Annotated in this window: 7 protein-coding genes and 2 pseudogenes; 2 read left to right on the top strand and 7 right to left on the bottom strand. The window is 67.3% G+C overall.

The window, feature by feature from the left end; genetic code table 11:
• Together AC2YHJ_RS27745 and AC2YHJ_RS27740 are read left to right on the top strand one after the other, a co-directional pair.
• Nucleotides 1-265: hypothetical protein (locus tag AC2YHJ_RS27745; protein ID WP_487399431.1), on the top strand; the 265-nt coding region annotated here is incomplete at its 5' end.
• 195 nt (nucleotides 266-460) lie between these two features.
• A pseudogene (locus AC2YHJ_RS27740) lies at nucleotides 461-712 on the top strand (transposase); the annotation flags it as partial.
• A gap of 195 nt (nucleotides 713-907) precedes the next feature.
• Here the strand turns inward: AC2YHJ_RS27740 and AC2YHJ_RS27735 are convergent.
• From AC2YHJ_RS27735 to AC2YHJ_RS27705, 7 genes and pseudogenes are all read right to left on the bottom strand, one after another.
• Nucleotides 908-1,765, bottom strand: coding sequence for an SLC13 family permease (locus AC2YHJ_RS27735; RefSeq protein ID WP_487399432.1), 858 nt, complete (start codon nucleotides 1,763-1,765; stop codon nucleotides 908-910).
• 123 nt (nucleotides 1,766-1,888) lie between these two features.
• Nucleotides 1,889-2,746, bottom strand: a pseudogene (locus AC2YHJ_RS27730) (SLC13 family permease); the annotation flags it as partial.
• A 31-nt stretch (nucleotides 2,747-2,777) separates the two neighbouring features.
• Nucleotides 2,778-3,455, bottom strand: coding sequence for a MarC family protein (locus AC2YHJ_RS27725; protein WP_487399430.1), 678 nt, complete (start codon nucleotides 3,453-3,455; stop codon nucleotides 2,778-2,780).
• 16 nt (nucleotides 3,456-3,471) lie between these two features.
• A complete protein-coding gene (locus AC2YHJ_RS27720) occupies nucleotides 3,472-3,933 on the bottom strand; it encodes a hypothetical protein (protein WP_487399429.1) in 462 nt (153 codons plus the stop codon).
• A 166-nt stretch (nucleotides 3,934-4,099) separates the two neighbouring features.
• Nucleotides 4,100-5,632, bottom strand: a complete 1,533-nt coding sequence (locus AC2YHJ_RS27715) for an AbgT family transporter (RefSeq protein ID WP_487399428.1) — start codon at nucleotides 5,630-5,632, stop codon at nucleotides 4,100-4,102.
• Nucleotides 5,633-5,642: 10 nt separating this feature from the next.
• Nucleotides 5,643-7,025 (bottom strand): M20/M25/M40 family metallo-hydrolase, encoded by a 1,383-nt coding sequence (locus tag AC2YHJ_RS27710; protein WP_487399427.1) that lies wholly within the window; start codon nucleotides 7,023-7,025, stop codon nucleotides 5,643-5,645.
• Nucleotides 7,026-7,217: 192 nt separating this feature from the next.
• On the bottom strand, nucleotides 7,218-8,570 hold a 1,353-nt coding region (locus AC2YHJ_RS27705; protein ID WP_487399426.1), incomplete at its 5' end, for a DcaP family trimeric outer membrane transporter.

Here is an 8,570-nt window from a genome sequence, read left to right as displayed (position 1 = left end):
GCTTGACCTGCGACATGAACGCCTCAGCATCATCGCTGGGGCGTTTGCCGTTTCCAGGCCCCGAGACTTCGACCCGAACAGCGCCAGCCACCTGCGCAGCCTGCGCAAGCCGCAGGATCGCGCCAAGTTGTATCCATCCGGCGAGAGCTCGCGATGTGGCAGGCACAAGAACATCACCCTGGCGGGAGATCCGAAAGGAACTGGCCAAGGCAGATGTCTGTCGGCATCGCCCCGGTGTGGCGGCGTCTTGACCGTCATGGGCTGACGGTCAAAGGAATCGGCACGTACGGCCACGCAGGAACGCCCCGACGTCGTGACGCGATCCGCCGAGTGGCGCGAGGCACAGCGGGACTTCGACCTCGACTGCCTGGTGTTCGTTGACGAAAGCTGGACCTCGACGGGCATAGCCCGCATCCACTGGCGTGATCCGAGCGGCGAGCGGTGTGCATGACCACCCCGCATGGCCGCTGGAATACCGCGACCTTCGTCGCCGCCTGTGCAACAGCAGCATGGTTGCGCCGATGGTGCTCGGCGGGCCGATGTATGGCCTCACCCTCCAGGTCTATGTCGATCGGTGCTCGCTCCCGACCCGCGCCCGGCGGACATCGCGATCATGGACAACCTCGGCAGTCACAAGGGCGCGGGCATCAGGGCCGCGATCGAAGCAGCGGACGCCCGCCTGTTCTACCTGCCGCCCTACAGCCTCAACCTGGACCCGGTCGAAACGCCTTCGCCAAGCTCAAGTCCATGCTGCACAAAACCGCCGCACGAACCATCGAGTGTCTCCGGTGCTCCATCGGTAGATGGATCGACGCCTTCACTCCAACCGAATGCAACAACTTCTTCCGAATCACGCGATACCGCGCGACCTGGTCAGGAAGCCCTCCTGCAAACCCGCAGCCTCCACCTATGGCGGCAGGATGACCGGGACGAGAAGCACGCAGACCACCATCGTGACGATGGTGAAGGGCACGCCCAGCTTCATGAAGTCGCCGAAGCTGTAGTTGCCGGGTCCCACCACCAGCGTATTCACCGGCGAGGAAACCGGCGTCATGAAGGCCGCCGACGCCGCCAGCGCCACGATCATGGCGAAGGGATAGGGCGACGCGCCAACATCGGCCGCGACGGCGAGCGCGACCGGCGCCATCAGCACCGCTGTCGCGGTGTTGGAGATGAACAGCCCGAGCAGCGCCGTGATGATGAAGATGACGCCGAGCAGCACGCGCGGGGACGCCGCGCCGGCCAGCGCGAGCACACCCTCCGCCGCCAGATCGACACCGCCGGTGCGCTGAAGCGCGATCGAGAAGGGCAGCATCCCGACGATCAGCACCAGCGTCTTCCACGAAATGGACCGATAGGCGCTGTCGAGATCCACGCAACGCGCCAGTCCCATCAGCAGGCAGCCGATCAGCGCCGCATGGGCATTGGACACCCAGCCGCTGATCATCAGCCCGACCGTCAGGGCCAGGATTGCCACGGCCTGGGGCATGCGACCGGCCGCCGGCAGGACCTCGGCATGTTCGGCCGGCAGGTTCAGGACGACCAGCAGGCGCCTGTCGGCCTGCAGCTTTCGTATGTCGGACCAGAAGCCCGTCAGCAGCAGGGTATCGCCGGCCTTGAGCTTCTCCTCCAGCAAGTCGACACCGGCCGCTTCCTGCCGGTGGCGCAACCCGATGACCGTCAGCCGGTACTCGCCACGGATGCGGGCTTCGAGCACCGTCCTGCCGACCAGCGGGGAGTCCGGCGGAATGATCGCCTCGATCATCCCGATCTCCTGGGATCGATCGAGGAAATAGTCCCCGTCCACCAGTGGCAACTCCGTGACCCCGTATTCCTGCCGCAGTTCCTCGACGCGTTCGGCGGCGACACGGACATCCAGCAGCAGGACGTCATCGACGCCGAGTTCAGTGGTGCCAGCCGGGCGGATGACCTCGACCGCGAAGTGTCCTCGCCTTTCGATCGCGAGGATGTTGATGCCTTCCTTGCGCAGCGACAGCTGGTCGAGACGGCGGCCGACCAGGGGTGAGCTGGTGCCGATCCGGACACGCCGGGCGCGGCCGGCGAGCCCGTAGGCGGTCACCCAGTCCCGCAGGCTCGGCGCGCGGTGGTTGTCGGTGCCAGGCGGGCGGCGATCCGGCAGGAGGCGGCGAGCGTAAAGCATGTAACCGATGGCCAGCACCAGGATGGGCACGCCGAAGGGCGTGAAGGCGAAGAATCCGAACCCGGCAATCCCCTGGCGCGCAAGCTCGGCGTTGACCACAAGGTTCGGCGCTGTCGCGACAAGGGTCATCATGCCGCTGATCAGGGCGGCGACGGACAGCGGCATCATCAGCTGGCTCGGCGCGGCGCCGCTGTTGCGGCAGATGCGCAACACGACGGGAATGAAGATCGCCACCACTGCGGTCGAGCTCATGAAGGCACCCAGCCCTGCGCCGGCGATCATCAGCATCACCAGCATCCGCGTCTCGCTGTTGCCGGCACGTTCGTTCAGCAGGTCGCCGATGCGCTGCGCCGTGCCGGTCCGCACCAGGCCTTCCCCCACCACGAACAGCGCCGCCAGCAGCACGATGGACGGGTCGGAGAAGCCGGCGAGGGCTTCATTGATCGTCAGCACGCCGGTGAAGGGCAGCAGCACGATCATCAGCAGCCCGACGGCGTCCATGCGCGGCCGGTTCAGGATGAACATCGCGATCGCCGCGCCGAGCAGCGCCAGCACCAGGAGCAGTTGCGTGGTCATGGGCATGCCATCGGATTGGGGCGGCGGAGCGGATGCTGCATCAGCCGCGTGCGGCGAGCAGCGGACGGAGCGCGTCGGACGCCCCGGTCAGGATGATCTGCACCCCGATGCACAGCAGCAGGAAGGCGGTGAGCTTGGTGGCGATCAAAGTGCCTTGCGGGCCGATGCGCCTGGCGATCGCTTCAGCATAGGCGTAGGCGACCCAGACGCAGGCCGCGACCGAGGCGGCGACCATCAGGGCCGACAGCGCGCTCACCAGCAATATGTCCTGCGAACTGGTCGAGCGTTCCGCGCCGAGCGCGATCGCCGCTGCGATCGACCCGGGGCCCGTCGTCAGCGGCAGCGTCAGGGGAAAGAAGGCCATGCGCTCGATCGGTGCGGTGTCCATCGCGGTGGGTGCCGCCTTCGCCTCCGGCTCCGCGCGCAGCATCGTCCAGCCCGAGGCGGCGACGGCCAGCCCCCCGCCGATCCGCAGGGCCTCAAGCGAGATGCCGAAGAAGGACAGCACGCGGGATCCGAGGAACATCGCGACCATGAGCACGATGAACGAATTGATCCCGATCTGCCGCGCCAGCCGCGACCTTTCGCGCGGCGTCAGCCAGCGCGTCATGTCGTGGAAGACGAAGGCGATCCCGAAGGGGTTGATGATGCTCAGCATCGTCGAGAAGCCGAACAGCCACAGCGAGATCAGCTTGGCAAAGAGGAAGCCGTCGATCATTGGCGGGCCGTCCTCCTCATCGCAACTCGATGGTCACTCCGGCATCGTTGATGCGGAACTGACCGCCGGCGCGTTCCGTGCGCAGGCGCAGCTCCACGCCGGCGGCATTGCGCAGCCAGCGCGTCTCCGGCCCAGACTGGCCATCCACGCGCTGGCGCGGGACGACCTGTTCCGTGTAGCGGCCAGTGAAATCCTCCAACCGGCGGAGGCCGAACACCTCCCCGCGCGCGGAGAGAGTGGAGACGCCGACACTGCCGAATTCGATGCCGCGGACGGTGAAGCGGTGTTCCTCGCCACGGAAATGCAGTCTTCCACCGCCGATCGAGGCACCCACCGCCAGCACGCCGACGCGCACCTGCTCGATCTCGATCGAGCCATCCGGATTGGGGTCGGACCGACCCCGCTGCGCGCGGGCCGGAAGCGCGGCGGCAAGCACCGCCAGGGCTGGCCATGCCGCGAAAAGGCGACGACTCGTCAAACCGCCACTCCACCACCGTGTCGCCTCGCCGACCGGCCCGGTCAGCGGCGGGGGCGACCGGCAAGGGCCGCCCCTTATGCACGATTGCCGCCGCCGCGTCGCCCCTGCCGCGGGGGCCGGGGCGGCGGCATGCGGCGCCGCTGCCGCACCCCTCCCAGCGCCGTCATCACAAGCCCCAGGGCAGGGCCAGCAGGTGCCAGGCTGCCAGGAAGGCCGTCCAGATCACCGAGATGACCAGCACGTAGGGCAGCATCAGCGCGATGACGGTGCCGACCCCCGCATCCTTCTGGTACTTGATCGCAAAGGTAACGATCATCGCGAAATAGGCGTTGAGTGGCGTGATCGAGTTCATCGGGCTGTCGCCGACGCGGTACGCGGCGAGCACTGCCTCCGGCTCCACCCCCAGCTGCATGAGCAGCGGCACGAAGATCGGCGCGAAGATCGCCCATTTCGCGATGGCGGCCGTGATGATGAGGTCGAGCAGGAACACGACGATCACAAAGCCGATCAGCAGCCACAGCGCGTCGAGGTTCATCTGCTGCAGCACGCGGGCGAGCGAGACGGCCGCGAGCGTCGCCATGTTCGTGTAGTTGAAATAGGCGATGAACTGGCTGATCACGAGTAGCAGGAGGATCAGCCCGGCCAGCCCGGCGATCGCCTTCTGCATCGCGCCGATGACGTCGTTGGCCCCCGCCATGGTCCTGGCGCCGATGCCATAGGCCGCCCCACAGACCAGGAAGATCAGCGCGATGGACACGATCAGGCTGTTCATGAAGGGGGAGGAACCGATGATCGCGCCCGTCTCCGGGTTGCGCAGCGGCGCACCCGGCGGCAGCGTCAGCAGCGCCAGGAAGGCGAAGACGCCGAGCATGCCGTACAGCGCGAAGCGCAGGCCGCGATGCTCGTCATCCGACAGCCCGGTCTCCCCCGGCACCTGATAGTCGCCGGTATAGGGTCCGAGGCGTGGTTCGATCATCCGCTCGGTGATGACGGTGATCAGGATGGTCAGCAGCACGACCGAACCGATCGAGAACCAGACATTGGCGGCGAGGTCGATGGACCGCGTCGGGTTCACCAGCCGGATGGCGTCGTTGGTGATCTCGGTGAGGATGCCATCCACCGGCACGATGAGGATGTTGACCAGGAAGGCCGAGGCGACCGCCGCGAAGGCCGCCGCGAGGCCCGCCAGCGGATGCCGGCCGACGCTGATGAAGGCCGCCGCGGCGAGCGGGATCAGCACGAGGTAGCCCGCATCCGCCGCGATCGAGGAGATGATGCCGACGAAGACCAGGATGTAGGTCAGCGCCTTGGGCGGCGCGACCACCACCAGCTTGCGAATCAGGGCTTTGACCAGGCCCGCTTCCTCCGCGACGCCGACGCCAACCATCGCCACGATGATCACGCCGACGGCGTTGAAGTTCATGAAGTTCTGGACGAGGCCGGTGAACATGAAGCGGATGCCGTCCACCGTCAGCAGACTGCGCGCCGCGGTGCTGGCCGGTTCGATGTCCCCGGTCGTGGGATTGTAGGCCTGATAGGAGACATGTGCGCCGAACGCGGCCAGCACGGCCGACAGCACGATCACAATGGCGATCAGGTAGACGAAGATCATCACCGGGTGCGGGACGCGGTTGCCCACGCGCTCCACCGCATCGAGGATCTTCTGCATCGCCGTCTTCGGCGCGACGGTCTCGCTCATGGCGCGCCTCTCAGCCTGCCAGGGCGTGCAGGATGCGCGCCCAGGACCGCATGCCCTTCCGGAAGGAATGCAGGTCGTATTTCTCGTTCGGGCTGTGGATGCGGTCATCCTCCAGCGCGAAGCCAGCGAGGATCACATCCATGCCGAGCGCCTTTTTCAGTTCCGCCGTGACGGGGATGGACCCGCCGCCGCCGATGAACACCGCCGGCGTGCCCCATTCGGCGGTGAGGGCGTCGCGCGCCTTGGCGAAGGCGGCGTCCTCGATCGGGAAGCGGATGGCGCTGCCTGACCCGTGCTCGATGAACTCCACCTTGCAATCGGCCGGGACGCGGGCGCGCACATGTTCGCGGAAGGCGGCGCGGACCTTGTGCGGATCCTGATCGAAGACCAGCCGGAAGGAGATCTTGGCCGAGGCGACGGACGGGATCACCGTCTTGAACCCCGCGCCCTGATACCCGCCGCCCATGCCGTTCACCTCGCAGGTCGGGCGCGACCAGGTCATCTCAAGGACGCTGCGCCCCTTCTCGCCGGCCGGCACGGACAGCCCGATGGCGCCGAGGAAGGCGCCGGCGTCGAAGTTCAGACTGTCCCATTGCTTCTTCAGCGCGTCGGGCAATTCCGGCACGCCGTCATAGAAGCCGGGCAGGGTGACGCGGCCATCCGCATCGCGCAGATCGGCGATGATGCGGGCCAGGATGTGGTTCGGGTTCGCCGCGGCCGATCCGTAGAAGCCGGAATGGAGGTCGCGGTCGGCGGCGGTGATGATGATCTCCTCCCCGCACAGCCCGCGCAGCATGGTCTGGATCGCGGGGGTCCTGGCATCCCACATGTTGGTGTCGCAGATCAGGCCGATATCGGCCTTCAGCTCGGCGGCATTGGCCTTGAGGAAGGACGGCAGGTTCACCCCGCCCGATTCCTCCTCGCCTTCCAGCAGCACCGTCACCGGGATGGGCAGGGCGCCGTTGACTTCCTTCCAGGCGCGGCATGCCTCGATGAAGGTCATCACCTGGCCCTTGTCGTCCGAGGCGCCGCGCGCGCGGATCACCTTGGAACCGTCCGGACGTGTCTCGATCTTCGGTTCGAAGGGGTCGTGGTCCCACAGTTCCAGCGGATCGACCGGCTGCACGTCGTAGTGCCCGTAGAACAGGGCGGATGGGCCGGCCGCACTGCGGTCATGGGCGACGACGATGGGATGGCCTGGAGTGGCGCGCGCCTCGGCCGCGAAGCCGATCGAAGCGAGATCGGCCGCATGCCAATCCGCACAGGCCTTGCACTCTGCCGCATAGGCTGGGTCGGTCGAGATGGACTTGATGCGTAGCAGGGCGAACAGGCGACCGAGTGCCGCATCGGCATTCGCATCGATGCGGGCGAGGACGGCGTCGAGCTTATCCATGACAGGTCCCGAGGTGAGAGTTCAGCGTTCGGTGAACCGGGAAGAATGCCGCGCGGCGATGCCACATGGCGCGGTCGCCGCGTGCCGGATGCTGCCCATGAGGTTTCCTTCCCGTCGCGGATTGCGCGCCGCGGCAGCATGGCATGGAGTTTCGCCATCCCGCCACTTGGCTTCGTATCCCGCCTGCCGACATCAGAAGCGCGCAATCGCCGCAAACAGGACGCGGTTCGCGATGCCGTGCCCGGCCCCCGCCAGCCCCGCCGCCGTCGCACCGCCATAGAGGTCGCGCCGGGTGAACAAATATTCGAGACCGAGATCGAGCCAGCCGCTGCCGAAGACCCCGTTGCGGACCTCGGCGAAGGGGCTCCAGATCAGGTTAGCGAAGACCTGCTGGTACTCCTGGTTCAGCGAAACGGCCGAAGCCGAGCCCGGCGCGAAGCCAAGCGCGTAGGACGGATAGTCGTTCCTCGAATAGGAATAGGCGAAGTTGCTGCGGAGCTGCGTCGTCCAGAAGCGCCGATAGGCGATCGTCGCGCCATAGGATGCGATGGCGTCGAGGCTGGGCGAGGTGACCTCCGGCAGGCCGAGATTCGTCACCGCATCCTGCCCCGAGGTCTGGCCGGCGAAATAGCGGCCGATGCCCTCGCCATAGTAGGCCATGGCGGCGATGTCGTCCTGGCCGAACGCCTCCGACAGCAGCCGCATCGGCAGGCGGGCCATGCCGGCGAGGCCCCAGGCCGGCGTTGTGTCGGACACGTTGGGCGTCGCGGCTGTGCCGGCGGTGCGGATCTCGATCTGCCGCAACAGGCCGCGCAGGTTGAGCTCGATCCCGTCCTGCCGCCAGGTCAGCCGCGCCAGCAGGTCGGGCACCGAGCTGAAGGCGGGGCTCGCGCCGCCCTGGAGGTTCGTCGTCGGCGTGAAGATGCCGGCGACCGAGGTGTAGGTGGTCTCGGGTGCCTCGAGCGAGACCATGCCGGTCAGCCCCTCGGCGAGCCGGCGGGTCAGCCGGATCTGCGCCTGGCGCACGAAGGACTGGTTGAGGTTCGTGGCGTCGATCAGCGTCTCGAAGACGCCCTCGTTCCACAGGCTGTTGGCCTGGCCCACCAGCACGCGGATGCGTTCGTCGCCGAGTTCCGCCCAGGCCTGGCGCAGGCGGAACACCGCATTGGAGGAATTCGGCGCACCGCCGCCGAAATCGCCTTCCAGTCGTGTTTCCAGCGTGCCCCAGTTCGTCAGCGTCCGCGTGTCGATGCCGAAGCGGCTGAAGCGCGCGGTCATCGCGAAGTCACCGCCCTGCAGGTCGTTCGGGCTGTCGGCCAGCGGGATGGTCTGGGGCGGTGGCGCGTCGGTCTGGTTGCGTGGGCCGAGGTCGTAGTAGCCGGTCAGCTTGGCGAAACCATACAGGCGCACCTGCGTATCCGTGCCCGGCACGCGGAAAGCGACGCCCGGCAGGTCTGAGCGCAACGCTTCTTCTGTCGCGAAGTCCCGGCCCATCGGTTCCGGCGGATCGAGGCCGGGCACGGTGGAGGTGAGCGTCGCGGCAGC

The sequence above is a fragment of the Roseomonas sp. SRI_022 genome (genome assembly GCF_057586215.1).
The sequence above is the reverse complement of the archived record's forward strand: the minus strand, read 5'-3'. Positions and strand labels throughout refer to the sequence as shown.

Bases quoted from the DNA above. Each gene is read 5' to 3' on its own strand.
- AC2YHJ_RS27710 (WP_487399427.1), bottom strand. From the start codon at position 7,025: ATGGATAAGCTCGACGCCGTCCTCGCCCGCATCGATGCGAATGCCGAT.
- AC2YHJ_RS27725 (WP_487399430.1), bottom strand. From the start codon at position 3,455: ATGATCGACGGCTTCCTCTTTGCCAAGCTGATCTCGCTGTGGCTGTTC.
- AC2YHJ_RS27715 (WP_487399428.1), bottom strand. From the start codon at position 5,632: ATGAGCGAGACCGTCGCGCCGAAGACGGCGATGCAGAAGATCCTCGAT.
- AC2YHJ_RS27735 (WP_487399432.1), bottom strand. From the start codon at position 1,765: ATGATCGAGGCGATCATTCCGCCGGACTCCCCGCTGGTCGGCAGGACG.